The organism is Emergencia sp. (assembly GCF_048465375.1).
Lineage (GTDB): Bacteria > Bacillota > Clostridia > Peptostreptococcales > Anaerovoracaceae > Senimuribacter.
Genome location: NZ_DBFWLQ010000007.1, coordinates 1 through 25,895, shown reverse-complemented (window position 1 = coordinate 25,895; position 25,895 = coordinate 1). Strand labels below are relative to the sequence as shown.

22 protein-coding genes and 3 tRNA genes are annotated in these 25,895 nt (G+C 44.8%); 11 read left to right on the top strand and 14 right to left on the bottom strand.

All coding sequences use genetic code 11. The features are described 5' to 3' along the window. Positions 1 to 386 precede the first annotated feature (386 nt). From ACMQ5W_RS04950 to ACMQ5W_RS04940, 3 genes are all read right to left on the bottom strand, one after another. Positions 387 to 1,754, bottom strand: coding sequence for a YjiH family protein (locus tag ACMQ5W_RS04950; RefSeq protein ID WP_419023887.1), 1,368 nt, complete (start codon positions 1,752 to 1,754; stop codon positions 387 to 389). A 76-nt stretch (positions 1,755 to 1,830) separates the two neighbouring features. Next, a complete protein-coding gene (locus ACMQ5W_RS04945; RefSeq protein WP_419023885.1) occupies positions 1,831 to 5,565 on the bottom strand; it encodes a M14 family zinc carboxypeptidase in 3,735 nt (1,244 codons plus the stop codon). A gap of 98 nt (positions 5,566 to 5,663) precedes the next feature. Next, positions 5,664 to 7,844 (bottom strand): C69 family dipeptidase, encoded by a 2,181-nt coding sequence (locus ACMQ5W_RS04940; protein WP_419023883.1) that lies wholly within the window; start codon positions 7,842 to 7,844, stop codon positions 5,664 to 5,666. A 196-nt stretch (positions 7,845 to 8,040) separates the two neighbouring features. Between ACMQ5W_RS04940 and ACMQ5W_RS04935 the strand changes: the two genes are divergently transcribed. The 6 genes from ACMQ5W_RS04935 (at position 8,041) to ACMQ5W_RS04910 (ending at position 12,609) form a co-directional block, all read left to right on the top strand. Next, positions 8,041 to 8,241, top strand: coding sequence for a YlcI/YnfO family protein (locus ACMQ5W_RS04935; RefSeq protein ID WP_419023881.1), 201 nt, complete (start codon positions 8,041 to 8,043; stop codon positions 8,239 to 8,241). A gap of 576 nt (positions 8,242 to 8,817) precedes the next feature. Beyond that, complete coding sequence (locus ACMQ5W_RS04930) at positions 8,818 to 9,198, top strand: GntR family transcriptional regulator (RefSeq protein ID WP_419023879.1); 381 nt, start codon at positions 8,818 to 8,820, stop codon at positions 9,196 to 9,198. Between the two features lies 1 nt (position 9,199). Further along, positions 9,200 to 9,928, top strand: a complete 729-nt coding sequence (locus ACMQ5W_RS04925) for a hypothetical protein (protein ID WP_419023878.1) — start codon at positions 9,200 to 9,202, stop codon at positions 9,926 to 9,928. Then, the gene (locus tag ACMQ5W_RS04920; protein ID WP_419023876.1) at positions 9,918 to 10,415 is read left to right on the top strand and encodes a hypothetical protein; all 498 of its coding nucleotides are present in this window, start codon (positions 9,918 to 9,920) and stop codon (positions 10,413 to 10,415) included. The genes ACMQ5W_RS04925 and ACMQ5W_RS04920 overlap by 11 nt, the downstream gene beginning before the upstream one ends. Continuing rightward, complete coding sequence (locus ACMQ5W_RS04915; protein WP_419023874.1) at positions 10,412 to 11,158, top strand: ATP-binding cassette domain-containing protein; 747 nt, start codon at positions 10,412 to 10,414, stop codon at positions 11,156 to 11,158. Before ACMQ5W_RS04920 ends, ACMQ5W_RS04915 begins: the two co-directional genes overlap by 4 nt. Then, the gene (locus ACMQ5W_RS04910; protein WP_419023873.1) at positions 11,155 to 12,609 is read left to right on the top strand and encodes a hypothetical protein; all 1,455 of its coding nucleotides are present in this window, start codon (positions 11,155 to 11,157) and stop codon (positions 12,607 to 12,609) included. Before ACMQ5W_RS04915 ends, ACMQ5W_RS04910 begins: the two co-directional genes overlap by 4 nt. A 67-nt stretch (positions 12,610 to 12,676) precedes the next feature. On the opposite strand, the gene ACMQ5W_RS04905 is transcribed toward ACMQ5W_RS04910, so the two are convergent. The 7 genes from ACMQ5W_RS04905 to ACMQ5W_RS04875 all read right to left on the bottom strand — a co-directional run bounded on the left by ACMQ5W_RS04905 (position 12,677) and on the right by ACMQ5W_RS04875 (position 19,970). Further along, entirely contained in the window at positions 12,677 to 13,198 is a 522-nt protein-coding gene (locus tag ACMQ5W_RS04905; RefSeq protein ID WP_419023871.1) for a ferritin-like domain-containing protein, read from the bottom strand. A gap of 103 nt (positions 13,199 to 13,301) precedes the next feature. After that, complete coding sequence (locus ACMQ5W_RS04900) at positions 13,302 to 13,979, bottom strand: DUF2461 domain-containing protein (RefSeq protein ID WP_419023869.1); 678 nt, start codon at positions 13,977 to 13,979, stop codon at positions 13,302 to 13,304. After that, positions 13,980 to 14,834, bottom strand: a complete 855-nt coding sequence (locus ACMQ5W_RS04895) for an RNA polymerase sigma factor (RefSeq protein ID WP_419023867.1) — start codon at positions 14,832 to 14,834, stop codon at positions 13,980 to 13,982. A 106-nt stretch (positions 14,835 to 14,940) separates the two neighbouring features. Continuing rightward, entirely contained in the window at positions 14,941 to 16,989 is a 2,049-nt protein-coding gene (locus tag ACMQ5W_RS04890; protein WP_419023865.1) for a HelD family protein, read from the bottom strand. Next, on the bottom strand, positions 16,979 to 17,836 hold the full coding sequence (locus tag ACMQ5W_RS04885; protein WP_419023863.1) for a helix-turn-helix transcriptional regulator: 858 nt from the start codon (positions 17,834 to 17,836) through the stop codon (positions 16,979 to 16,981). Before ACMQ5W_RS04885 ends, ACMQ5W_RS04890 begins: the two co-directional genes overlap by 11 nt. Positions 17,837 to 18,215: 379 nt before the next feature. Next, complete coding sequence (locus ACMQ5W_RS04880) at positions 18,216 to 18,563, bottom strand: hypothetical protein (protein WP_419023861.1); 348 nt, start codon at positions 18,561 to 18,563, stop codon at positions 18,216 to 18,218. Positions 18,564 to 18,863: 300 nt separating this feature from the next. Further along, complete coding sequence (locus tag ACMQ5W_RS04875) at positions 18,864 to 19,970, bottom strand: hypothetical protein (RefSeq protein WP_419023860.1); 1,107 nt, start codon at positions 19,968 to 19,970, stop codon at positions 18,864 to 18,866. 488 nt (positions 19,971 to 20,458) lie between these two features. On the opposite strand from ACMQ5W_RS04875, the gene ACMQ5W_RS04870 reads away from it, so the two are divergent. The 5 genes from ACMQ5W_RS04870 to ACMQ5W_RS04850 all read left to right on the top strand — a co-directional run bounded on the left by ACMQ5W_RS04870 (position 20,459) and on the right by ACMQ5W_RS04850 (position 23,209). Then, a complete protein-coding gene (locus tag ACMQ5W_RS04870) occupies positions 20,459 to 20,626 on the top strand; it encodes a hypothetical protein (protein WP_419023858.1) in 168 nt (55 codons plus the stop codon). Positions 20,627 to 20,661: 35 nt separating this feature from the next. Then, a complete protein-coding gene (locus ACMQ5W_RS04865; RefSeq protein WP_419023856.1) occupies positions 20,662 to 21,009 on the top strand; it encodes a hypothetical protein in 348 nt (115 codons plus the stop codon). 71 nt (positions 21,010 to 21,080) lie between these two features. After that, the gene (locus ACMQ5W_RS04860) at positions 21,081 to 21,893 is read left to right on the top strand and encodes a hypothetical protein (protein ID WP_419023854.1); all 813 of its coding nucleotides are present in this window, start codon (positions 21,081 to 21,083) and stop codon (positions 21,891 to 21,893) included. Positions 21,894 to 22,047: 154 nt separating this feature from the next. Continuing rightward, on the top strand, positions 22,048 to 22,272 hold the full coding sequence (locus ACMQ5W_RS04855; RefSeq protein ID WP_419023852.1) for a hypothetical protein: 225 nt from the start codon (positions 22,048 to 22,050) through the stop codon (positions 22,270 to 22,272). Further along, positions 22,262 to 23,209: a tyrosine-type recombinase/integrase gene (locus ACMQ5W_RS04850; RefSeq protein ID WP_419023850.1), complete on the top strand. Its 948-nt coding sequence runs from the start codon at positions 22,262 to 22,264 to the stop codon at positions 23,207 to 23,209. Before ACMQ5W_RS04855 ends, ACMQ5W_RS04850 begins: the two co-directional genes overlap by 11 nt. Before the next feature lie 84 nt (positions 23,210 to 23,293). On the opposite strand, the gene ACMQ5W_RS04845 is transcribed toward ACMQ5W_RS04850, so the two are convergent. The 4 genes from ACMQ5W_RS04845 to ACMQ5W_RS04830 form a co-directional block, all read right to left on the bottom strand. Next, a tRNA-Met gene (locus ACMQ5W_RS04845) sits at positions 23,294 to 23,369 on the bottom strand. Positions 23,370 to 23,419: 50 nt separating this feature from the next. Next, a tRNA-Leu gene (locus ACMQ5W_RS04840) sits at positions 23,420 to 23,508 on the bottom strand. Positions 23,509 to 23,515: 7 nt separating this feature from the next. Then, positions 23,516 to 23,590 (bottom strand) — tRNA-Asn (locus ACMQ5W_RS04835). A 204-nt stretch (positions 23,591 to 23,794) separates the two neighbouring features. Then, positions 23,795 to 25,162: a YjiH family protein gene (locus ACMQ5W_RS04830; protein ID WP_419023848.1), complete on the bottom strand. Its 1,368-nt coding sequence runs from the start codon at positions 25,160 to 25,162 to the stop codon at positions 23,795 to 23,797. Between the last annotated feature and the right edge of the window lie 733 nt (positions 25,163 to 25,895).

The following is a 25,895-nucleotide window of genomic DNA, read 5'->3' as shown; positions in this document are numbered from 1 at the left end:
TTTCAAATCCAGCAGAAGTGCCATAAATAAGGTCATTTAGCTGCTTTTACGGCAGATTTCTATTTTCATCCGCCCTTCTGGAAAGCAAAAATGCAATAATTCATAACATTTACGCTGCAAAATCACGTTTTTGGCAAAGTTTTATTATTATATAGTTTTCTTCTCCCTTTGCATTTTTTCTATTTATTGGTTTATTAATCAAAAAATTAGCTCTATTTTTCAAAAAAGTGCCATAAATGAGCGGTTTTAGGTACTTTTATGGCATTTTTGTCCGTTTTACCTGCAGACGCAGATTATCAATATTTCTTATTAAACAAAGTTTGGCATAGTCGGTATTCACGACTATGCCAATTTTTTAATAAGTATAAACTTCCTTCTTTTCGTTGTTAGAATATCAGATGAGCCAGTGGGCAGACGATGACCAGGCTGATGATGGTTCTTTCTAAGAAGATCACGAACAGCTCCCACAGCTTGACCGGAAGTTTTGAACCCAGGATCAGTCCGCCTACCTCTGACAGATAGAGCAGCTGGGTTACGGATACCACTGCGACGATGAATCTCGTCATCACGCTGGTGATATCAGCCGAAGCGATAATGGATGGTGTCAGCATGTCCGTAAACCCTACGATCATGGTCTTGGATGCATCCAGTGCCTCAGGAACCTGCAGCAGGTTCAAAAGCGGCAGGAACGGCTTGCCCAGGATCTCGAAGATCGGCGTGTTGTTTGCCAGCGCCAGGGCGATGGTTCCGATTGCCATGACGGAAGGCAGTACCCCAAACCACATGCCTACGGCATTCTTCATGCCATTTGAGAAGAACTGGCCTGCACCCTTGTGCTCCTGCACCCTCTGCAGTGCCAACGCCGTACCGTACTGCACAGACGACCTGTACTCGCTCGGGATGCTCTCCGGCATGGCCTTTCCTTCAACCAGGTAGGTGTCCTTCTTCAAGGAAAGGGGCGGGATCCTCGGCACGATAATGGCGCAGACTACGCCGATCAGGCAGATCAGCAGGTAGTAGACGCCGAAGTACTGCATCAGATCCACCTGTGACAGCACCACGATGCTGAAGGTAATCGATACTGCCGAGAAGGTCGTAGCGATGACAGATGCCTCCCTTGTCGAATAGTATCCGCCCTCGTACTGGTTGCAGGTCAGCATGACACCCAGGGTGCCGTCGCCAATCCAAGAGGTGAAGCAGTCCACCGCTGCACGTCCCGGAATCTTAAACAGGGGCCGCATGACCTTTGTCAACAGCGCACCCACGAACTCCAACAGACCGAAGTCCAGCAATAGCGGCAGGAGCAGCGCTGCGATTGCAAAAATGATGACCAGCACGGTTAAAAGGTCACTGAGCACGAATCCGCCCGCACCGCCTTCGGTAAGCATATGCAGGATACCCGTATCGCCATCCCCCGCATCAATGCCCAGGTAGGTCACCCATACCAGGACTGCGCCGATAACTCTGATGACGACCCAGATCATCGATGTGGAAAAAGTATCGTTCAGAATCGGGTGCTCCGTGATGAACTTTGGCTTCGCCAGGGAAATAACTGATAAAATTGCGGAAACAGTGATGATGGCTACGCACAGGATTGGAAGGAATCCACCCAAAGCGCCGCCGATGATATCTGCCAGAATCTTGACACATACCGTCCAGTCACCGTTATACTTTACCGGGATCATAAACAGTATGATCCCGATGATGGAAGGAATCAGAAATTTGGCCATAAGCCCGCTCTTCTTGTTTTCCATAATAGTTCTCCTTCTCTGTAATATCTCCTAGTTGCAGAGGGAGCCTGGATAACCCCTGCTCCCTCTGTCTCTTCAATTATTTAGCAGTCCTGATGGCTTTTGACGACCACTTGGTGTAGATTTTCTCTCCGCCGATGGTTCTGTAGCCGCGAACTTTGTAGTAATATCTTGTCCCCTTCTTTAAGTTCTTCTTGTTGTCCATGTAAGACTTCTTCGTCTTGCCGATATACTTGTATCCACTATTTTTCTTGATTGAGCGGTATACCTGATAGCCATCGACCTTATAACCGTAGGACTTCTTCCAATTGATCCTCGTCCTGCCTTTGTAGGCCTTGGAAGTCGCTTTAATCGTTGTGGCTTTTACACCGGCCTTCAATTTCGCATACTTGTCTTCCGGTCCTACAGGATCTTCTGTCTTGGCGAATACAATCTGCAGCTTATCCCCTGTCTTCAGGTTTTCAACCTTGTCCACTTTGCCCAGATCCTTTCCGTTCAATACGACAGATGCAATTTCGTAGCCTTCATCGGCTTTGATCGTTGCAATGGTACCGTCTGTTGACAGATCTACTTTTCCGCCGACATTATCCTGCACTGTGATTTCAGGCTTCTGTGGTTCCGGAGCAGGTGGCGGTGCCGGAGTCGGGGTTTCAGTTTTTGCCTCGCCTTCATAAGCAGTTTTGCCTAACATTCTGGAGAAGATGAAATTGCTGATGAAAGCGTATTCGTCTCTCTGGTGGCCTTTATGGGTCAGTGTATTTGCAAAGAGTGCGATATCGAGGTCTCCTTCTTTGTATTCGAAGCCTTGGATGGAACCGTTGAGGTAGGTATTGAACGCTGCCTTCTGTGCATCCGTGATTGTCGGAATGAATCCTTCCGTCGGCTCCGTCTTCCCGTCCATCTGCACCAATATGGTTGCATTGTCTGGAACGCTGGAGAAATATCCGACGCCGTATCCATACATGATATCGTCTTTTTCTGCAACATATGTAGCGTTTACCAAAGTGTCATTCGGATAAGTCACACGGCCCAGACAGTCCATTGCGCCAGAACAGCTTGCTCTCGCAACGCCTGTTAACAGAGTACTAACGTTTCTCGTTGCAGTGCTGCCATAACCGATGTATGGAGTACCTGATTTTACTGCTTCTAATGCGTTTCCAATCGCGTTTGCACCGATAACGACGTCTGCTTTATAGGTATTATCCGTCGTATCGAAGTTCATCAGTTCCATGGCAACGCGGTCATAGTTGTAATTGGCATTGCCAACGATGCTTGTGTTCACGAATCCAGAACTGTTTGTCCCTGGTTTTCCTGTAATGAAAATCTTTGGCGCTTTTTTGATGACTGTAGCTTTGATTTTTTTATCTTTGCCATATACGCCCGTAGCAGTCAACACGTACTTGTCTGCTACCTTGAGGTAGTCGTCATATGCACAGATGAAGTTCCCCTTTTCTTCACCCTCTGTAATCATCGCTACTTTTTTGTCAGCTTTGAGCAGTTCATTTACAGCGCTGGTTGAATCTTCGGATACATTTTCAATGATGACGTCGGCATTTTTCACGCCGTCAAAGGAGGTTCCGAAGGTCTTCTTGTAATTTAATGCGGCTGCATAATCTATCGCAGCGCCGCAGGCCTTCGCAATCGTCTTATACTCAGCAGGTTTTGTTACGGTTTCCATATCAAATCCGCGCAGCTCGTTATAGTTATTTGCAGCCTCGGAATAAAGAACCGTCCAGTCGTTGATCAAAGTACCATCGTAAAGCAATTCATTTGCTACAGAACGCTTCGCCTGATACATAGAGACGATCATCGTGCCTTTCGGATATTTGACCCCATTGTATGTGAATTCGGATTCTGTCAAATTCACTTCAACGTCGTTTCTTGTCAGCATTTCCATGAAGTCGATGGCTGACTGCAGATTCTTCTGGTTCTTTCTGTCCATCGGAATGATGTAGCATTCAGGATAGAAGTTTCCATTTTCACCGTCACCCTTAAATTCCGGACGGAAAATATCCGCCTCTGCGCCTTCTACGTCATATTGGTCGCAGTACCAAGGGTTTACCTCATCATTGGCATTTTCGTTATTTACGCCTCTCTTGAAGATCTCAGCCTGAGCTTCTAAGTAGCCAAGCTTTTCGTCTGCAATGTATGCGCTCTGTCCCAAAATGCCGTAGCTGACCAGCTGTACTGTATCATCGCTGTAAGCTGGGAGTTCAACAGTATAAGCTACCGTTCCATGAAGCATGGAGAACTGCGGCGTATAGCTTGTGGACATGTCGTCCCAAGGATCTGCCCAGAATGTTTCATCCCCGTTGCCAGTGTACTCAAGATAGTCGCGCTGCGGGGTTACATAACTGTTATAAGTCTCGTTGTTGGCAACTGCGGCAATGCCGAGAGCCTCTCCGCCTTTCATCAGATGCTTTGCCAGCAAGTCATACTCAAAGTTCGGTCCGTGCGGTGGATCGCAAGGTTCTACCTGGAATCCTTTGACTCTTCCATGGAATTCTGTAAAGGATACTGGATTGTATTTGCCTATCATCTGCTGCATCTGCCTCGTCTCCGGCGTAGTCTGATAGGAGTTGTCTCTGTTCAGATCATAACCGTTCTGCGCTGTGCGAGTGTTGTAAGTACGTCCATCGACGTTTTCTTCCGGAACGATGATAAAGAATACATCCTCCATGAGTTTGTCAACTTCTACTTTTTCTGTTTTCTGATTGTAGTATTTATCTAGGTCTACCTTTCCGGAAACGGTTTTACCATCTTTGATATGTCCCAGATAGGTTGCATCGTCTTTAATCAAATCAGGAACTGCAAGACTGCCTTTGGCCCCTTTTGCACCGTGTTCCTCGTCTAGCTTTGCCTTACCGTCTGCAGTAAATCCAGTCAGATAGTTATACGAAATTTCTTTCTCTGTAACCAGTTTGCGGGCAAAATCCAAGATTCCATCTGTAGCTGCAATTTCATTAGAATGAATGTTTGAATACAGGACAGGCACGCGGATGTCGTCCAGGGAGCCGTCCTTGATCTGCTGCAATGCTTTTTCTGGATTTGATTCGGCCGATTCCACATATTCCAGCCATTTATCAACGGATCCTTTTTTATCCGCAACGATCAGATAAGGGATGTCCCGTCCGCCAGATGATTTGCCCATAGATACTTTTTCTACGTACAAATCTGTTTTTTCCGCAGCGATTTGATCGATGGCTGCATAGACTTCTTCCATAGTGTGATAACTGTGATAAGGAACCACTTTTACAGACGCTTTACCAAGTTCCTTGCCATCCAGAGCTGCAGTAAAATCAAAGTAACCGCAAATGTCCAGGAAGGCACCGCCGTTTGAATGGGGCGCACTGTAATCTGGGTTGCTCCCACTATAAAAATAGCAATTCGTTTTGAACTTGATTTTCAATAGCGTTGCGCCGTTATCAGTAACAATTTCCTTCTGCATTTCAGTAAACATAGGCGTCTTATTTTGTGTTTGCCAAGTATCTAATGCTCCGCCGTTTTTCTGATTCGGAAATAGTTCTGCATCCAAATATGGCCGGGATGCATCCCTATTAAGAGACAGGGAAATATCGTCCAGCTTGTCCTCCAAACCGGTAGTGTCCCCACTCAGCGGAATAGAGACGGTTACATTTTCTCTGTCCTCAGAGAGTGAAATCTGACAGTCTACCTCGTACTTAGAAGCCTTGACCGGATCTGGCTTTGCATCTGCAAATGCCGTCAATGGTAGCGTCAATGAAAGTATCAGAACGACCACGAGGATTCGGATAGATACACTCACGCTTTGACGTTGAGATAAATTCTTTCTCATTTTCTTCCTCCTTAATTTAACAATAGCGATTGTTAGTCAGCGGTTTTTATTTCCTCCTTTCTCTCCGCCTTTTGGGAATATTTATCTACTAAACAAAATTATTTAGCGGTCCTGATAGCTTTTGACGACCACTTAGTGTAGATATTCTCTCCGACGATGGTTCTGTAGCCACGGACTTTGTAGTAATATCTCGTCCCCTTCTTCAGATTTTTCTTGTTGTCCATGTAAGATTTCTTTGTCTTGCCGATGTACTTGTATCCACTATTTTTCTTTATTGAGCGGTATACCTGATAGCCATCGACCTTGTAGCCGTAGGACTTTTTCCAGTTGACCCTGGTTCTGCCTTTGTAGGCTTTGGAGGTCGCTTTGATTGTCGTCGCTTTGACGCCGGCTTTGATTTTCGCATTTTTGTCAACTGGTTTTGTTGAATCCTCTGATTTTGCAAATACGATCTGCAGCTTATCCCCTGTCTTCAGGTTCTCAACCTTGTCCACTTTGCCCAGATTCTTTCCGTTCAATACGACGGATGTGATTTCATAACCTTCGTCAGCCTTAATCGTTGCAACGGATCCGTCTGCAGACAGATCTACTTTTCCGCCTGCATTATCCTGTATTGTAATCTCAGGCTTCTGTGGTTCCACGCTTGGTGGCGGCGTCGGTGCCGGATTATCGGAAGGCAGACCAGTACCTCCGATCGCTGCAAAGCTGTAGGTTGGCAGTTTGCCCTCTGTCAAAGCCGTCGGTGTAAATTCTTCAACGCCTTTGTCGTCCGCTATGTAAGCTTTTAACTCAGCTATAATTTCTTTTGCATATCCCAGTGCTTCTTTTTGCAAATGCATGTTCAGCGCTGTCGCTTTTTCAAGAGCGAGATCATGGTCATAAGCAAGTATCTTCTGCATATCCTGGTCTATTTCCTTCTGCCGTGCAATCAATTCTTTCTGATATTTTTCCCAGAATTTTTGAACACCTGAGCCGTATTTCGTTCTCGCTTCAAGAGAGCCTACTTCAAGGCCCTTTGTATTTCCTTTGCCTTTGCACAGGAAGTATAGTTCGTAAAATGTAGTCCTATAAGAATTAGCCTCTGGATTTTCTTCGTTATAAGTCATAGTGTCAAGACCGATGCTATTTTCTTTGATAGTATCTGTGATAAGTGCATTGTAGCCCGGGATGTACACACCGAATTCCGGCGGTGTCAGTGAGAGCCACTGCACCACAGCCAGTTCTGCAGGCATGTCGTGGCGTGTCTCAAAGACGTGGGCTTCCAACGTATTGTCGTTTCCGATAGCAACACCATTACCTGTGCCAGAGCCGCCGTACTTTTCTGTACCTTCCCCTCTGTAGGCGAGAAGACGAAGGGCTTCATATAGAGTGTAGTTTTTCTCTGGACGAGGCTCTATGAACAAATCCATATACCCCGGTGTCAGGGCGTTTGCAAATTCTTCGCCTCTGAGGTATTGATATCCCTGCCACAGGCGAGTGCTTACGCTGGTTGGTTTCGAAGCATAGCTGTCGGTTACGAGAATCATGCCCTGTGCATCTCTCTTAAGTGTGCCGGCTTCCTCCGCTGTGGCTACAAAGTTTTTAGTCAACATCGTATTTTCTCTGTCTGACACATCAACATTACCAGTGATGTTTGGCGTGAATCCCACCATGTCGTCAGGAGCCTTTACTGCGACCGCATTGTGGCCGCTGAGAGATTGAACGATCCAGGTCTCGTCTTTATCGGAGATCATCGTCATATCTCTGCTTGCCACTCCTATAGTTTCATAAATCTCAATCAGCAGTGCGGCTCCCTCTCGTGCGGTCTTCGCCTGCATGAGGACGACAGACGGGATATCTTCTTCTCCCAGGCCTCCGTTGACCATAGGATCTACATTTGTTATCTCCGTCAAAGGTCTGGACAAGCTGACCGATGCCTCTGCAGCTACACCCTTCTCGTTAATTCCGACCTGGGCCATTTCTTCTTCGCCTTCTCCTGTATAGTCTTTGACCAAAGTATAGCGGAAGGTCTTCGCCGGATACGGCATTGTAAAGCCTGAACTTGCCCCTACATACATATCTCCCGGTTCATGAGTCTCTGCCTGTCTGACGGTATAGTTCTTGATATACCTCGTCCAGCCAGAGTCTTCTGATCTGCCTGCCAGCGTGGTGCCGTTGTCTGTCACATCTTTCCCGAAGTAGATTCCCGTGCACCCAAAGGCAATTGTCGCGCTGGAAATTACCAGTGTCGCAGCCAATGCTGAAGATATCAGTAGGCGTGAAATCCTATTCTTTCTCATTTTCTTCCTCCTTAATTTAACAGTAACGATTAATGGCAGTTTTGGGTTCCTCCTTTCACACCGCCTTATTTTGAGAATATTATAACAAATTGCATTGCATTTTGCAATACAATTCGCAATGCATATTTTGTCACACTTAGTATTGCATACTTTTCAGTCAATTTGCAATACTATAAACATACAGGGAGGTAATACAATGGTGTTTCAATTAAAACCCGACCGGAAGGAGACCGAAAACAAGACGATACGGTTTCCTCTATCTGTAATAGAGAGAATTGATGAAGCAATTGTCAATCAGGACGTTACATTCTCCAGCTTTGTGATACAGGCTTGCGAATACGCTCTGGAGAATATGGATACAGATGGACCTACATCCACAGACGAAACAAAAAATTAGAGACAAAAAACAGAGGACGCTGCATGAAACTAAAACTCATGCAGCGTCTCTATTTGTGATTATTACTGTCATTCCACGTTCTTTTCGCTTTTCAGCATCATTTCTGCACATTTTTCAATCGCCTGCCTTTTGTCCACATCTAGGGGAGGGGGGGTATGCAGCCATCATCTTCTACGATAGAGTTAGGTTTTTTGATGCTGTTGCAAGGTTGCTCGCGTAACTCGAAGACTGCATCAGCGACCATTCCCCTGCAATATATCTCTAATTCCTTACAAAATCTCTGTCTATGCTCCATCTGGTTACTTTTATGTGCTGCAAACGTCAATTTTGCCATAGGAATCTACACGAAAAGTAACCAAAATCAGAGATACCCCCTTGCAACGGCCTCTGAGAGCAATACGGTTACGCGGAGGATGCCCGGATACACCCAAAAAGCGTAATCTTATCATCATCGCTGAAATCAGACTTTTCCGTCACTTTGCTCTTGACAGCAAACCGTACTACAAGTATAATACAGTTAAAGAAACCGTACTACAGTAGTAATACAGTTTTACTCTATAGAAAGGGGTGGTCCACTTGATTTCATTTGAACAGTTTCGTATTGAAGACGGCAGCCCTATCTATCTGCAGATTATCAATTACGTGCAGCGGCAGATTGTTTCCGGCGCCATACAGAATAACGACGAGATGCCCTCGAGGCGGGTTCTCTCCGCTCTCATCAGCGTCAACCCCAACACCATACAGAAGGCCTACCGCTATCTCGAAGAAGAAGGCATCATCGAATCCCGCAGCGGTGCCAAGAGTTATGTCAAAATCGACGACGGCCAGATCAAAAAAATCCGCACAAGGCTTTTAGAAAACGACGTCAAAGCCATCGTCCGCAACATGAAGCAGATGGGCATTTCGGCTGAAGAAGCCCTCGCCCTCATAAGGGACGCCTGGAAGGAGGAAGACTGACATGAAAAAATATCTATCCGTATTCGCCCTGGCCGCCCGCGCCACTTTAGGCAAAATCATCCTGCTGATCGTGACCCTCATGGCAGCAGAGTTGGGGATGTTCTATCTGCAGCTCGCTAACCAGCAGTACATCGGAATTTTGGAAGAGATGATAGACAGCAGCCGCGTCTACCTGCTGTTCATCGTCTGCTATATAGGCGTCTTCATCATTTTGGAAGCCTTTGCGGGAAAGCAGAAGGGCAGCAATCCCGCTTATATGGTAAACCGCCTGTCCGTCAGCCAGGGGCAGTTTGCAATCATCTGCTCCGTGTACAACATCTGCTGCCTCACCCTGCTGTTTGCCAGCCAGGCAGCGACCGATCTCGTCCTGGTTCACATCTATACAGAATTGAATACGGCGGACCCTTACGGCCCGGCAGCCTTCCTGGCATTCTACAGAAATGATTTTTTCCACGGGCTGCTTCCTCTGGGGGATCTCTACAGCATCATTACAAACGCGATCCTTTTGATCAGCCTGGGAACTGCCATCGCCTGCTCATCGTGGAAAACGCGGCAGGGCGGCAAAGATTTGCTGGCAGTTGTATTCTTTATCAGTACCGCATTGCTCATTGTCCGCCGAACGATTGAACAATCTGGCTTTTGCAATTTCTTCATCCTGACTTTCTCCATTATCGCGCTCGTCATCTCCGCGATCAGGATCAAAAAGGGGGTGCTGCCAGATGAAGATTAATTGGAATCTGGAGGCCTATTTTCCAGTCGGAATGCCCTGGCAGCAGGATAGCAAGCTGATCCTCTTCGGCTACGTTGCCAGCAGCGTATGGAGCTTATCCTGCCCCGTGCAGATATACTGGAGCTATCCGGACCTCTTTGACAGCGGGAAACTGATTCCCGAGGCAATGATGCCGGACTTTATCCAGTTAGCAGATAACGCCTTCCTGGGCTTTGGCGCATTGATCCTGGCCATGATTTTTCTGACAATAGCCAATTACCGTTATCATTTCAAAGGGAGCAAAAGTGTCTATCTCATGCGCCGTCTGCCGCAGAAATACGAAATGCTGAAACGCTGTCTATCCGTGCCGGCGGCTGTCATTTTGCTCGCTCTCGCCACCGCGTTCCTGCTGCTGATGACATACTACTGGATTTACTGCGCGGTCACGCCGAAACAGTGCCTTGCCCCCGGCCAATGGCAGAAACTGATGGGAGGAATATTTTTATGATAGAGATTAGAGATTTGTCAAAGAATTATGGAACCAAAGAGGCTCTTGTGGGTGTCAATCTGTCCCTGCCGCAGGGGGAGATCGTAGGGCTCTTTGGCGAGAACGGCGCTGGCAAAACGACCCTGCAGAAATCTGTTTTAGGGCTTCTGCGTCACAAAGGCACGGTCACGTTGGACGGCGAGCCGATTACCTACAGAAATATAGCCCGCCTCTCCTTTGCCACCTGTGAGCACTCCTTCTTCCCGAGTCTGACGCCAAAGGCCCACATGGAGTTTTATCAGATGCACCTTCCATCCTTTCGAACAAAACGCTTCGCGGCGCTGATGGAGTTCTTTGAACTGCCAATGACGCACCAGCTGCGGAAGTTCTCCGTAGGCCAGCAAAACCAGTTCGAGGTCATCATGGCCCTGTCCCAGGGGGCGGATTACATTTTGATGGATGAACCATTTTCGGGAAACGACGTGTTTAATCGGGAGGATTTTTACAAAGTGCTCCTGGGCATTCTGGAACCGACAGAGACGATTCTGCTGTCCACACATCTGCTGGAAGAGGTGCAGCACTTTATCAGCCGCGCAGTCTTGCTCCATCAGGGACACATTGCCGGAGATATGCTTGTATCTGATCTGGAAGATCAGGGGAAAGACCTGATGACCTTTGTGAAGAAAACGTATCAGTATAGAAACGACCGTATCATCAAGGTACTCTCCACCTTGGCACAAGATGAGGAAGGCGGGATAAAATGAAAAAGACCATTGCTACAGCGTTCATGGTTTTCTCCCTGGCGCTACTGTCGTTTATTGCAATATACTTTTACGTCAATCAGCAGCAGAATCAGGTGACAATTGACGAAACCGTGCTCTTTGGTGATGTAAAAGCTGCAGAGGGATTAACACTCACAACTAGTGCCTGTGACAGCCGCTCAAGAAAATTGTTCTGGAAAACGGAACATGTGATTTCCGAGCAGCCGAAAACCACCACCCAGTTTCAGCGAGTAAAAGATGACGTGTACAGCCCCGATGCCAATCTCAATTATATCGAATTGGAAGAGGATTGCTTTATCAGTAGTTCTGATATTCTGCCAGAGGAGATCGTCCGCACCTTGCCAGAGAATCATCCTGTTATCAGTGACGTGGCTTCGCGCACCGCCAACGGTAAAACCCGTGAGGAAACTCATAGACTGAGAGAATATTATCAGTATTATCCAGTAAAGCTGTCTATGGATATCTCTGGCATCAATATCGACAAAGCTTCCCTGCACACTGACTATTTCGAAATACCCATGCCCGCAGATTACTCAATCAAAGTTACTGTAAAAAAGGATGAAAAAGGAAAGATCATCAGATATGAGATGGCACCTGTCCACAGTTATTTCGAACCAGACATCGAGGGACTCTTTACAACGAATGGCTGTTTCGTCGCTTTGCCGGATTTGAAATATGAAGCAGACCACGAAGGATCTGCAGATGGAGACGACGAAGAATGGCTTTATATGAAGGATTTGAGACTTGCTCGGGCGATGAGGGGCATTCACTTCGTTCCCTTTGTCGCTGAAGAAAATAAGGGAAATAAGCTCCGCGCCGACTTTGACAATGCAAAGTTAATCGTTCCTCTGCCCTCAACTTCCCAGGTGCTCAGAATGCAGCAGAGCCAGGATCAGAAGAAAATCATCGTGCTCCTTCGCGAGCGCGGCGAACTGGTCTTATCCGTCATCGACGCCGCTTCAAAAAAGGTGCTGCAGAGAACACCTTTGCAGCAGATATCGGCACAACGCAACATGAACATGATCAAAGAGAAAGACGGCAGGCTGCTGATTGTCGCTGACGATGGTCAAATTCATCTTCTGACACAAGCGAGGAATCAATATCGTATTAAAATTTCAGGCAGCCTCGAACAGGTCATAAAACGCGGGGAATTCTCTTCGCTGCCTTCCTACTGGTCCTTCGACTACGATGGAGAAAACCTTGTTCTTACTACCTTTTCCGAGCCCTTTGATGGCCGCTATCCTAACTGCTCTGTCTACGTCTTTCTCTATCGTCAGAACAAGTTAAAATATGCCGGATATTACAAAAACAGCTTGAACAAAGAAAATGCAGGCTCGGAGTCCGGATTCGTCGTTGCGCCTGTAATTACCCATAACAAAAAAGGGCACGCTATTTATTCTTCCGTAGATGGAATCGATGTCAAATTAAACTAAAAAACAAAGAGAGGCTGCATGCCAGCCTCTCCCACAGTGCAGAGTGCCAAACACTCTGCTTTTTCATCTAATCTAAATGATCCAGCATCTCGTGGAAAATATCTACGTGATGCTGCTCGTCGAGAATGATACGTTTCAATATTTTTACGATGTCGGGGTCTTCAATTGTTTCCGTTTGTCTGGTGTATTTCTGGATTGCAGCCAGTTCGCTATTGAGGGAGTTCTCAATGAGATTCCTAATTCCCTGGGGATATTGGTTGTAAGCCGGCGTCCAATAGCGCACTTTTTTATCGTCCACACTCCACAGTCTGGGGGCTAAACCCATTTGGCAAGCCAAAGATGAATAGATGTCCAAGTGGTGCATCTCCACAATGCTAATTTTATGAAAGCATTCAGCAAAATCAGCGTATTCCGGTTTTAGAATAACGCTATTATAAAAATACAAGCTGACTGCACACATTTCGGAATTACTGCTTCCTACATTGCTTAACATTGCATATGCATCCTCCAGGTTTCGGCTGTCTGTCTTTATCGGCGGATAAGGCAGATCCAGGTTTACGTTACAATTGAGGTTATATTTCAGACTCATCAAAGGCCTCCTGTTATAGTTTGATTCAGCTCTAAAAACTATTATTACCTTATGAGCCTGCCACCTAAGTTATTCCCACAGACGTCAATATATGAGACTATATTCACCGTTCCGGCATCGTAAAGCCTTCCAGCGCTTTGTTCAAATAATCGTTGAAGGGCTTCATGGCTTTGAAAATCGTTACTGCCAGGTCGAGAAATGCCTTTGTATCGCGAAGCTGTTCGTCCTCGACGAAGTATTCCACGTACCAGCTTTTGTTCTTCAGATATTCTGCCTGGGGATGCTCTTTGTCGTACCCTCTCGGCACATTCTTCAGCGCATTGCCTTTGACTGTAAAATACTTGCAGAAAGTCTCGTCGCTGATGACTTTTCCCCATTCTTCCGGGTTTGCGGTGATGTAGTCTCTGACCATGGCGGTAGCGTCCTTGAACATGTCGGCAAAGAGACCGCCGCCTAAGAAAGTTTCGCCGCCAGGTTTGATCATGATGTAATAACCCACTGGGATCGGCAGCTTGCCTTTTGATGAGATATGGGCGCGGAAAGACGGATTATAGGGGGATTTGTCGTGGCTGAAACGAGTATCCCGCACCAGCTTAAAAGTCAACTCCTTCGGTACGTTGTGCAAAATTTGATCATCAAACTCCCCGATCCCCACGATCAGATCCTGCAGAAATGCTTCAAAGTCAGCGTTAGCGGCCTTGTACTCCGCCTTGTGTTCGTGATACCACTCGCGGTTATTGTTTTCCTTCAAACCAGAAAGATAGTTCAATATGGTTTCCATTTACATTTCCTCCAATCCGGCACTCTGTATCGTAGAAATCTGTGTAGATTGCAGAAAATCCTTGACAAACTGATGCAAGGTTTCCGGCGGCGCATAGGTCTTGCAGAAATCAAATTTGCCTGCCAGGTCGTCCACCTCTTCCATGGCATTCTTTACATCCAGGACGATTTCTTTTGACGAAGTGAAAGCCAGGTTCTGCGGCTGCAGTCTGTGGGTCTGAATGGCGTAATTGACACGGTTTTTACACTTGCATTTTCCCTGCCCATACTCTCCGCAGTAGTTCTCCAGGAATTCCGCCATCTTTTTGCGCACTCTGGACAGCCTCTGACGATAGGTTTCCGGCGTAATGCCCAGAATCTCGCCCGCAATGCGGCTGTCCACCTTGAACATGGTCCCCAGAATGAAGATGCACCTGCTCTCAGCGTCAAGACACTGCAGCATGACATTGGTACAGGACAGCTTCAGTTCCTCCGCTAAAAGTGACTTTTCGATATCCTGTGTCAGATCAGGCAGATCTTCTGCCGCTCCATTTTCGATATCATAACCGTAGTATTCAAAGCTGAGAGGATGCTGTACGAACATACTCTTTTTGTAATTCTTTAAATGATTTGAAGCGATGCTGAACACCCAGGTGGAAAAGGAACTTTCTTTCTTAAAAGAAGAAAGATGGGTAATGACTTTCAGCAGGATTTCCTGGCTCGCATCTTCCGCATCGGGAAATACCCCCAGCATGCGCAGAGAAAGATTAAACACCAGATCCTGTACGCTGAGGATGATGGTTTCAAGTGATTTCTCATCGCCGGAAGTGGCTTTGTCGATCAGAATAGATAATTCTTCATTTGTTTTTATATTCATTACTATTTACCTCCTATAAAGTTAGACAAAGGAAACGCTTCCTTGTGACAAGAAATTTTATTTTTATTATATACGGCGGCAAAGTCGTTGTCCAGCAAACATTCTTTTAGAATTCACCGCCAATCAATTTGCTCATTTCTCCTTGATGCATCAGTGTCAGCCTGTGCATCGCCCTCGTACAGGCGATATATAGCAAGTTACGGTCGTAATCTGTCACATAGGTTTCCTGATCTGCATCCATGACGACGACTTCGTCAAATTCCAAGCCTTTTGCCATCTGAATAGAAGTAACGGATGCCCCCTTTTTAAACTGGCCGCTGTCTGGTGAAAGTAAATGCAGATGGCAGGTTTTGCTCAGTTTCTCATGAAGCTGCCGGGCGGCCTCGCTGGTCTTACAAATAATTCCCAAGGAACCACGATCCTCTTCTTTAATAAAAGCTTTGATGTACGCTCTGATCTGCCCGATTTCTTCTCCTTTATCTCGGCAGGCAATGACTTTTACCCCTTCACCGTGACGCTCTACTGCTTCAATCAAAGGATTTTGCAGGATACTCTTTGCAAAGGCAATAATCTCATAAGTAGAGCGGTAACTTTTATTGAGAGAGATAAGTTCTGCTTCTTCATAAATGGTTCTCAGATCATCCACAGAAAGCCTATAGTTGGGATTGAGAAACTGGCCGAAATCACCCAGGATCGTTTTCTGACAGGGAAAGAGCTTGTTGATGACCGCATATTGAATGGGCGTGTAATCCTGCATTTCGTCAATGACGAGGTGTTTTGTGATCCTGCTCTCTTTTAAGCCGGCAAAAAAGTGATGAAGATAGAGAAATGGATAGACGTCTGCCCACTCCAACGTCTTTTTTTCCGTCAAAGTAAACATCTTTTCCTCACCCATCCATCTGTAGAAATCTTTATAGATGGGCAACGTCTTTTTCATCGTCAGCATGGCGCTCAGATGCTTAAAAATTTCATTAATCTTGGGCAGCTCTCTCTCCCTGACATTGTCCGTTTCAAAACGGTTTAAGATATCGTCTGCAACCATGGTGAGGCGTCTCTTGATGGGATATCTGCCGTATGCACAAAATCGCTGGTAAATCCACTGACCTGGCGCTGTAAACGGTCCAAAAGTATAGTCTTCCGGTACAAAGAGACGATCCGCCAGTTCTTTTATGTAGTGGTTTATCTGGTCAACAAATTCCAGAGTAGATTTGAAACGGATTCGCCTGCCTTCTGCCGCATCTATTTGAAAAGGATCTTTCTCGCGTTCAAATCCAATCAATCCTTTTAACTGTATCGCTGCCAGTTCTTCAAAACCCAGCTGATAGATCGGTTCCTCTCCCAGCTCTGGTACGACATTGGAAATATAATCCCCAAACACTTTATTTGGAGATAGTATGGCGATATTTTGTGCCTGCAGACGATCTTTAAAACGATAGAGGAGGTATGCGATACGATGGAGGGCGATAGAAGTTTTCCCCGATCCCGCCACTCCTTGGATAATCAAAGTGTGTGCCTTGTCATTTCTAATGATTTGATTCTGCTCTTTTTGAATGGTAGTGATAATAGATTTCATCTTTTCATCAGAGGTATTGGAAAGTTCTTTTTGCAGCACGTCGTCCTGCACGTTAGCAGAACTCTCCAGGGCATATTCCATAATGCCGTCTTTGATTTTGTATTGACGCTTGCGGGTCAGTTCTCCTGTGATTTTTCCGGCAGGTGCCAGATATTCGGCCTTTCCCAATTCATAGTCATAAAACATGCCTGCAACCGGTGCGCGCCAGTCGATAATCAGCAGTTCCATGTCGTAGTTAAATGCGAAAGAGCCGATATAGAACACTGATTCTTCGCCGCTCAAGTCATCCTGAAAATCAATTCTGGCAAAGTAAGGAGAGTCCTTTAACTTAGCCAGCTTGTTTCGCACTTCTACACTGAAAGCGCCTGTCCGGTCAACCTGTTTCAAGAGCAGTTCATTTTGAAACATCTCGTGAGGGTCAATGTCACCGTTGTGTTCTACCATATAGCGTTTTGTATCCATGTAGGACTCGTCCTGCCTCTGGATGTTCCTATCCGCCTCTTGTAATGCCGCTGTCAGCTTTTCATTAATCATCGACAGATGGTCTTGTTCTTCGGGAAATGGGAAAAAGTTATTGTCCATCCTTCGATTCTCCTTTCTGCAGAATAAACCGCTGCGTCGGATAACCGAATTCAGTCAGCAGTTCCGCCTCCGCAAATCCTAGTTCTTTAATCTCCCGCCGCTGACCGGTATCTGCCTTATCCCCTTCTCGATAAGTCGTAATCACCAAGGTTTTTCCCGTCAGCAGTTCATTCATGACTTTATCTAAAAAGGCCTTTGGTATCCCCTTCTTTTTGTACAAGGGGTGACAAGCCATAAAATCAATGCTGCCTGTTTTGCTTGTGAAAAGCATAATTCCAATCGCCGTCTCTTCGTCCTTCAGAATCAGAGCCTCTTTGGCCTCGATTTTTTCCTGCAGTTTTTGCAGGTACGTTTCTTCTTGCAGGTTTGGGAACCCGTCGACCACAAGTCTCACCAATTCCATCCAGCAGGGAATATCCGCTTTTGTCGCATAGTCTATATCAAAATTCAGTTCTTCTTTTCTCTTCAGCATCTTATAATTCCCTTCAAAGGCAAACCGCAGCTGCAGCGGATAAAATTCCTCATTTTCTCTGTATCTGCCTGGCGGCATCTTATACATTTTGGTAAACACATCAGTGAAGGCTTGCTGGCTTTCATAACCAGAAAGCAACGCGATATCCAGCACCGATTTTTCAGAAAAAATCAGCAGCTTTGCTGCTTCGCTCAAACGCCTGCGCTGAATGTAGTCGTGAATCGTCAGCCCCACAGTGTCAGTAAATATTCGATGCAGATGATATTTGGAATAGTGCATGGCTTCGGCCAAAGTATCCAAATTCATCTTGTCAGTCAGATGCGCTTCGATATATTCAATCACAAAGATGATATTTTTTATTTGTTTGTTTGGCATAGTATGACCTCCTTCTCGTGCTGTTCTCCATCATATCATATTTTAAACGACAGTTTTTCATGAATCTTGCGGAAAAAAACAGCCACGCGTCAAACGCCGATGTCATTAAGTTAAGACAATCTAAATAAAAACTTCGTATCAATCTTTAATGATGCGAAGTTTTTTCTTAACATCATTAAGGAAATGTGTGGTCCTTGTAAGTAGGACACGTCAAACCTATTTACAAGGAAAAACCCATGAACACGAAAGATGCAATTTATATATTTGATTTCTTGATAACCCGTCTGAAGCATTCCAAAACAAAGTTCAGCGTCCATCCTGAAAAGGATTTTTCACGAAACAGGAAGATCTCCTTTGGATTCATATACGCTCAATTTTATCATTTGGCGAAAGCATGCTTACTAATGAACTTCTCAGAATGGGAAAATACTCGCCTGATTCTCCCTCGCCCCCTGCTTTCATCCAGCAGAGAAGCAAGATATCCCATACCGCCTTTTCTTAGCTGTTCCACATGGGCAGTTTCGCATTTAATCAGGATCTGCGCTATAAAGGATATCTCCTCATGGCTATTGACAGGAACCATGTCCAGTTTCCAAACAATCTCGATAATCCAGACTCCTATTTGAAATGCACTGAGAATGAACGACTGCATAACGAGTTCCATCTGAATGCAATGATGGATATCCTGCAGGGGATTCAAACCAATGCAGTCGTCCAGAACTATCATACGTTCTCTCCCCCATCTATCCGGCACATTTACCCGTACTTCTAGCAACATTTGGACTTCATCACTCTATGCCGGCTTATCCGTATTTCCGAGCCTCTTATATGATTCCTGTTCGTCAGGCCAAGGGTTTGCCTACAGCTTCCTTCAGATTCCACCTCACGATGGACACCCTTGCTGTTCAACTATGTACTTCCTCGTTGCCTAGGCGTATTCGGGAATTTCACCCGTTAGAGTGCGCCCATTGCGCGCAAACATAAAAAGAGACAGGCGGTTAGGCTTGTCTCTTTTGTATATCCTTATTTAGTTCCAAACATTCAATCTGATAGGTATATAGCGATTATAAGCGTCACCACCGTTTACTGTCGGGCTTGGATCCTCACCTACAAGCTGGGTAAAGGTATACTTTCCCGTAAATCCCTTTGTTCCTGCATATGTTCCAGCTTGAACTGTTTCGTTGTTCGGAATCCATGATGTCGACCAGTTGGAGGCCACCTTTTTTGCTGCATCGGTATCATCCTTCTTATATTTTCTGAATCCAGTCTGTTCAATACATTGTACATAGCTTGCTTTAGGATCAACCTGTGTCTTTGCCGTATCTGTATACACGATATGGACACCCGTAACCAGACGCACATGTCCGCTGCTACCTCTGAACAATACTGCATCACCAGGCTTTATCTTCGCATATACCTCACTGTAGATATCCTGGCCTGCTCCATAATTGCCCGTTGCAGAAAGTCCATCAACTACAGCTCTGGTTGTCGTCGCAGTTGTTTTATGATACTTACCATAATTCCCTACTACTTTGAGAAAATCGCCTGAATAAGCATCTGTACTTTCTCTTACAGCGTCGTTAAACATATTTTCTGTCGTGTAGATTGCATGATTTGTATTGGTCCTCTTAAGAAAATTACTTGAGGCACTATTATTGCCTGTTCCTTTCCTCCATGCAAATGCAACCGATGAAGCGCAATCTGTTCCATGCACAGAACGATAGGTTATACCATCATCAATCATCGTTTTAGTGCCAAAGTTCAGTGTGAAGGTACCTGATGGAAAGCTATATTCCCTATCAACCTGGGAATAAGGTATTCCTTTACGTGTTATTAAGCCATTCGCTGATTTTCCATCTTTATATTTGTATAGCTTAACCTCTGATTCTTTGGTTAATGCTCCTCCTGATTGCAAGGTGCAATAATACAAGGTATCAGGTAACGTCCATGTCATTTGGGACATTACTGTCATCTTGTCACACGCATCAGAACGCGGCGTTGATGCGTAAGAAACATCACCTCCATCATCTACTTTATATGTTCCTGCGAAAGATGGTTCCACAAACATCGTCATTGTCAATACACAAAGCATTGCAAAGACGCCTATTCTCTTCATTAACGTTCTTTTTTTCATTTGTTCTCTCCTTTCGAATAACTCGATAAGCAGTAACTGAACTTAAATGTTATTGTCCCTTATTTTTCAGTATATTCCAAAAACATTGTTTTGTCTGTAGCTAATTAACAATATTTTGTAGTTAATTGACTGCAAATACAATAATCTATTCTCGTACGGCATTCCTTTCATCATCTTGAGGTAATTGAAAGAATACCCTGCATTTGTCACTGCAAGTAATATGTATTGATAGATATCCCGCGCGGCCTCGATGGCTGTCTGTTCTATCAATTTTACCCTTTCCGTGAGGTCTGCATTTCGAATTCCTGCGTTCTCTGGCGACCTATCAATGCTATTTTCCTTTTCAATAGCTGTTTCGCAATCCTACCAACCACCACAGAACGGGTGCCAGATATTTGTTCCGAACACATAATAATAATTAATCGTTTTGCACCTCCTTGTCCCTTTCTCCAGGGTATGGTATACTCAGTTTGAAAGGATGTGATATCATGGATTTATCAATTATTACTGCCATCATTGCTGTTGCTGCAATCATTTCCCCTATTCTCGTTGCGTTGATCAATAATCACCATTCCTACAGAATGCGCCAGCTCGATATCAAAAGAAAGATTGGACAGCAACAATTTGATACATGTCATACTGAGAAGGTATTTTAGATATATCATTGTGAGAAAGAAAGAGGGAATGAACTATGGAAAAGAAAAAACTCAACAAATTGTTGCTGATCTCCTTTATCATAGGAGCGGCCTACTTGATCTATGCAATATTCTATTGGACGGGTGCCGTGGGAGGCAGCGATGGCAGTGCAGAGCAAATTGGCAGCGGACTAGCAGCAGTTCTTGTAACGCCACACGTGATCGCAACTGCTGTAGCAGTGTTATTTAACGCTCTGGGCCTATTCATGAGGAAAAGAGGATTTGCCCTCGCCGGTGCAATTCTCTATACGGTCGCACTGGCATTGTTTCCTATGTACTTCATGTTTGTTATCGTAGAGATGGTGCTTTCCTATATCGGTTATGCTAAAATGAAAAAAGAATAGTGTCAATAATTCGGTATCTTGCCTATCAGGGCATCTTAAATATTTCGATATGATTCGAAAGGAAGAATGTTATGAAAAAGAAGAAATTTAATTTGATTGTAACAATAGTCGTTGCGATTGCGCTCGTCCTATCAACTACAGTTTTTGCATCAGCGGCCACGGTTAAGATTAACAAGAAAACATTGTCGCTTTATGCCGGCAAGACCACAACTGTAAAGGTGCTGAATGCCTCAAAGAAGGTCACTTGGACAAGCAGCAAAAAAACAGTTGCAACTGTAAAGTCAACAGGTAAGGCATCTGCAAAAATTACTGCAAAGAAATCTGGCACTACGACCATTACAGGAAAAATTGGCAAAAAGAAGTATACTTGCAAAGTGACAGTCAAATATGCAACCGGCAGCAGACAAAAGCCTGCTGATCCTACAAAGGGAATTACTGTTAAGACATCCTCGGGTACGATGTATTTTAGGGTTAACAGGATTTGTTCTGGCAGTGAGGCAGAAAACTGGTTTAAAGAACTTGATCGTGATACATGGGAATTCTACCAAGAATATGATGCTGAGTCTTTTGTTGGGAAAAAATTAGTAGGGATTGAATATGAAGTAAAGGCAAAATCCGGATACGAAGATGTTTCTCTATCAGGATTGTCAATTATCAATTCTTATGATCTTTATAACGGTAATTGCAATGCGTCTCTTCCATCTATGGACGGCCTGACCATGAGTGATGAATTGGGTTATCAAACCGCTTCTGACGTGGAGTTATATAATGGCGGAAGCGCTACAATGTACGAATTCATCTTAGTTCCGGAAGATCTGATATCATTCAGCAATTATATCTACAACTCAGCCTATAAGCAATATTGGGTAAAATACACTTTCTAGAATAAAACAAAAGCCCCTGCCGAAGCAGGAGCTAATGTAATGGGCTGTAATAAATACAACCTCAATCTCGCAAATTGATTGTATCATATCAGCCCTGTTTTTTCAATGAATTCAGGGTATTTTTGTACCCTTTTTTAACAAAAGGAGTGATACAATGGCAAAGAAAAAGAACTACACTGCTGCCAACGGTACAGAATATTACCGTATCCGGAAGAAAGTTGGTGAAGATGCCAATGGCAAGGCGATCATGAAAGCCTTCTACGGTAGCGGCAAGCTAGAAGCGGAAGAGAAATACAGGCAGTACATGCGGGAACAAGAACCGGAACGACTCTTTCGGCAAGATTGCAAAATATTACACCTACCAGGTCATGCTCCATGAGAACCTTGCGCCTGGAACCATCGAGCTGTACGAGCGCCAATATCGCGAAAAACTGGCTCCAGCCGCCATGATGATCCGGCCGATCAAGGAGATTTCCAGCGCCGACATACAGACGATGCTTAATGGACTCGCAAAAGGTCGGCTTGACGGCAAAGAGATTGATGTCTCCCAGTCTGCCCTGAAGAACCTATACAAGTATCTGAAGCGCCTGTTCAAATATCTCTCAAATGAGGGATATTGCCAGGACATCATGATCAGCATAACGCTTCCCAGGCTTGAAGTTGAGTCCGACTCCAAAAGAATAAAAGAAATAGAAGTATTTACTGAAGAGGAAATCCGAAAGATTATTGAGACACCGAACAGGAAGCAGTTCCTCTTCCAGCTTGCACTGGCTACTGGCCTTCGTGCTAGTGAATTGCTGGCGCTTACATACGATGATTTTAAAGATGGAAACGTATCAATCAGCAAGCAGATCAACACGCATTACAAAATTGACGAGAGCAGTTATAGGGAGTATGAGAGAGTCATCCAGAAGCCCAAGTCCCCCAGCAGTGTTAGAGCCATCCCTTTACCACTGAACGTACAGGAAGCCTTTAAGAAATATACGATCTGGCACAGACAGGAGATGCTGCGTAATGGCTACCGCACAGATTATGTCTTTACATCAGAAAGCGGCAGGTTCTTAGACAAAGGCAATCTTCGAATTGCGTGGATCCGTCACTTGAAACGGGCAGGTGTGGAGTATAGGAAGTTCCACGCCTGTAGAAGCACGTTCTGTACAATGCTATGTAAGAACGGTGTACCACTGGAAACAGCATCAAAGCTTATGGGACATTCTGACGTCAACATAACTGCCAAATTTTATCGTCTAGTCAGTTCTTCTGAAATGAAGAAAGCAGCTGATAAGATAGACTCCCTCTTCTCCATCGAAAACTAAATGGTTAATAAGTGGCTAATTTCACAATAAATAAAAAAATTGCAAGGTTATTTATTTCTCAAAGCCTTGCAATTACTGCTTTCATGGTTGCGGGGACAGGACTTGAACCTGCGACCTCCGGGTTATGAGCCCGACGAGCTACCAACTGCTCTACCCCGCGATATCAAATATTCAACTTTTCATTACAGGCTTTCTTCCCACCAGTAAAATTGGTGCCGGAGACCGGGGTCGAACCGGTACGATCGGTAAGGATCGCAGGATTTTAAGTCCTGTGCGTCTGCCAATTCCGCCACTCCGGCATAAAATTGGCTCCGAGGGTGGGGCTCGAACCCACAGCCTACCGGTTAACAGCCGGTTGCTCCACCATTGAGCTACCTCGGAATACCTGTTGCATAACAATTACTATTATCAACCGCAACGTTATTAATTATACATTGAATATGTATAATTGTCAATGTTTTTTCAAGAATTTTCCTTTCTGTCAAAAGCCTCCTTAAATTTGACAATAAAAAGGACAGTTCTCTGCGAACTGCCCTAATGCATAGCGATGCTAAATTAATATAAACAAAATAATTTAAGACTTATCTAAAAAATTAAATGTGCCAGTGGGCAAACGATAACCAAACTGATAATCGTTCTTTCTAAGAAAATCACGAATAATTCCCAAAGTTTCACTGGAAGTTTTGATCCCAGAATCAAGCCGCCAACTTCTGACAAATAGAGCAATTGCGTTACAGATACAACAGCAACGATGAACTTTGTCATGACGCTGGTAATATCAGCAGAAGCGATGATTGACGGTGTCAGCATATCCGTAAAGCCTACGATCATGGTCTTTGATGCGTCCAGGGCTTCTGGAACCTGCAAAAGGTTCAAAAGCGGTAAGAAAGGCTTTCCTAAGATTTCGAAAATCGGCGTGTTGTTTGCAAGCGCCAAAGCGATTGTTCCGATAGCCATAACGGAAGGCAATACGCCAAACCACATTCCTACTGCGTTCTTCATGCCGTTCTCAAAGAACTGGCCGATACCCTTGTGCTCCTGCACTCTCTTCAGAGCCAGATCAGTACCGTACTGAATGGATGATCTGTACTGGCTTGGAATGCTCTCCGGCATTGCCTTGCCTTCAACCAGGTATGTATCCTTCTTCAAAGAAAGAGGAGGGATCCTCGGTACGATGATTGCACAGACTACGCCGATCAGGCAGATGAGCAGATAGTAAACACCAAAATACTGCATCAGGTCCACCTGTGATAGAACGACGATACTGAAGGTGATGGATACTGCTGAGAAGGTCGTAGCAATAACGGAAGCTTCTCTTGCAGAATAGTAACCACCCTCATATTGGTTACAGGTCAGCATAACGCCCAGCGTACCATCGCCAATCCAAGAAGTAAAGCAGTCAACTGCAGCACGTCCAGGAATCTTGAACAGAGGCCTCATGACCTTTGTCAACAGTGCGCCGACAAACTCCAATAGACCGAAGTCTAAAAGCAGCGGCAGAAGCAGGGCTGCAATCGCAAAGATGATTACCAGTACAGTCAGCAAATCACCTAATACGAATCCGCCGGCACCGCCTTCGGTAAGCATGTGCAGAAAACCTGTTTTTCCATCCTCTGCATCCAGACCCAGATAGGTAACCCACACGAGTACCGCACCGATCACTCTGATAACGACCCAGATGATCGAGGTTGAAAAAGTGTCATTCAGAATAGGGTGTTCTGTGATAAATTTCGGTTTGGCCAAAGAAATAACAGACATAATTGCGGAAACAGTGATGATAGCGACACACAAAATCGGAAGGAAACCTCCCAAAGCGCCGCCAATGATGTCAGCTAAAATTTTGACACACACTGTCCAATCGCCATTATACTTTACTGGAATCATAAATAAAATGATACCGATTACAGATGGGACTAGAAACTTGGCCATTAGTCCACTTTTCTTATTCTCCATAAATATTCTCCCTTCACATCACTACACATCTTTATTGTACCATAGTGTATAGAAAATCAAAATAATAAAGCGGAAATATTTTGAAAATACATTAATTTAATTCATAATCGGTTTATGCGCAATATATAATTTTTAAATTAATTGTTTTTACGCACAAATTGGCGAACATTGTCACCTTTAAAAGATGGCAGCCAGGCACTTTAAAATGCATGCAAATATCCACATATAAAGGCATATAAATTTAATTGTCGTGAACCAAGAACACCATTGAACCAGGGTCTTTTTTAAAAATGGATATATCTTTAACACCTTCAACAAAGCGCTATTCTCCAAAAGATCAAAGACTGCTCTGAATATTGAAATTAGAAACATGAAATAACAGACAGGCACTGTAGTAATTAGTGAATTTGTAATTGCAAACATTACAATCAGCAAAAATAGTGTAAACATGCAATCTAAAAGTGGTACTCCCAAGCATTGACTGACCTGCCTGCTTCTCTTCGTCAAAACACAATGGTTTGCATACTTTCGGACTTGCACGATTTCTTCGAAATCGCCGTGCTCGGTTCCCTTTTCGGTCACCAGCGCACCTTCCGCCTAATCAACTCTCCGCTGGAGAGTCGATTTTCACGGCGTAAGCCTATCGGTTCAAGTCCACTGCTTCTCTTCGTCATAACACAATGGTCTGCCCACTTTCGGACTTGCACGATTTCTTCGAAATCGCCGTGCTCGG

Excerpts from the sequence above, each read along its gene's own strand:
- ACMQ5W_RS04925 (WP_419023878.1), top strand. The coding sequence starts at position 9,200 with ATGAAAAAATATCTATCCGTATTCGCCCTGGCCGCCCGCGCCACTTTA.
- ACMQ5W_RS04940 (WP_419023883.1), bottom strand. The coding sequence starts at position 7,844 with ATGAGAAAGAATAGGATTTCACGCCTACTGATATCTTCAGCATTGGCT.
- ACMQ5W_RS04905 (WP_419023871.1), bottom strand. The coding sequence starts at position 13,198 with ATGAGTCTGAAATATAACCTCAATTGTAACGTAAACCTGGATCTGCCT.
- ACMQ5W_RS04915 (WP_419023874.1), top strand. The coding sequence starts at position 10,412 with ATGATAGAGATTAGAGATTTGTCAAAGAATTATGGAACCAAAGAGGCT.
- ACMQ5W_RS04865 (WP_419023856.1), top strand. The coding sequence starts at position 20,662 with ATGGAAAAGAAAAAACTCAACAAATTGTTGCTGATCTCCTTTATCATA.
- ACMQ5W_RS04875 (WP_419023860.1), bottom strand. The coding sequence starts at position 19,970 with ATGAAAAAAAGAACGTTAATGAAGAGAATAGGCGTCTTTGCAATGCTT.
- ACMQ5W_RS04870 (WP_419023858.1), top strand. The coding sequence starts at position 20,459 with ATGGATTTATCAATTATTACTGCCATCATTGCTGTTGCTGCAATCATT.
- ACMQ5W_RS04850 (WP_419023850.1), top strand. The coding sequence starts at position 22,262 with ATGCTCCATGAGAACCTTGCGCCTGGAACCATCGAGCTGTACGAGCGC.
- ACMQ5W_RS04900 (WP_419023869.1), bottom strand. The coding sequence starts at position 13,979 with ATGGAAACCATATTGAACTATCTTTCTGGTTTGAAGGAAAACAATAAC.
- ACMQ5W_RS04830 (WP_419023848.1), bottom strand. The coding sequence starts at position 25,162 with ATGGAGAATAAGAAAAGTGGACTAATGGCCAAGTTTCTAGTCCCATCT.
- ACMQ5W_RS04890 (WP_419023865.1), bottom strand. The coding sequence starts at position 16,989 with ATGGACAATAACTTTTTCCCATTTCCCGAAGAACAAGACCATCTGTCG.
- ACMQ5W_RS04920 (WP_419023876.1), top strand. The coding sequence starts at position 9,918 with ATGAAGATTAATTGGAATCTGGAGGCCTATTTTCCAGTCGGAATGCCC.
- ACMQ5W_RS04880 (WP_419023861.1), bottom strand. The coding sequence starts at position 18,563 with ATGATAGTTCTGGACGACTGCATTGGTTTGAATCCCCTGCAGGATATC.
- ACMQ5W_RS04950 (WP_419023887.1), bottom strand. The coding sequence starts at position 1,754 with ATGGAAAACAAGAAGAGCGGGCTTATGGCCAAATTTCTGATTCCTTCC.
- ACMQ5W_RS04860 (WP_419023854.1), top strand. The coding sequence starts at position 21,081 with ATGAAAAAGAAGAAATTTAATTTGATTGTAACAATAGTCGTTGCGATT.
- ACMQ5W_RS04945 (WP_419023885.1), bottom strand. The coding sequence starts at position 5,565 with ATGAGAAAGAATTTATCTCAACGTCAAAGCGTGAGTGTATCTATCCGA.
- ACMQ5W_RS04885 (WP_419023863.1), bottom strand. The coding sequence starts at position 17,836 with ATGCCAAACAAACAAATAAAAAATATCATCTTTGTGATTGAATATATC.
- ACMQ5W_RS04855 (WP_419023852.1), top strand. The coding sequence starts at position 22,048 with ATGGCAAAGAAAAAGAACTACACTGCTGCCAACGGTACAGAATATTAC.
- ACMQ5W_RS04895 (WP_419023867.1), bottom strand. The coding sequence starts at position 14,834 with ATGAATATAAAAACAAATGAAGAATTATCTATTCTGATCGACAAAGCC.
- ACMQ5W_RS04910 (WP_419023873.1), top strand. The coding sequence starts at position 11,155 with ATGAAAAAGACCATTGCTACAGCGTTCATGGTTTTCTCCCTGGCGCTA.
- ACMQ5W_RS04935 (WP_419023881.1), top strand. The coding sequence starts at position 8,041 with ATGGTGTTTCAATTAAAACCCGACCGGAAGGAGACCGAAAACAAGACG.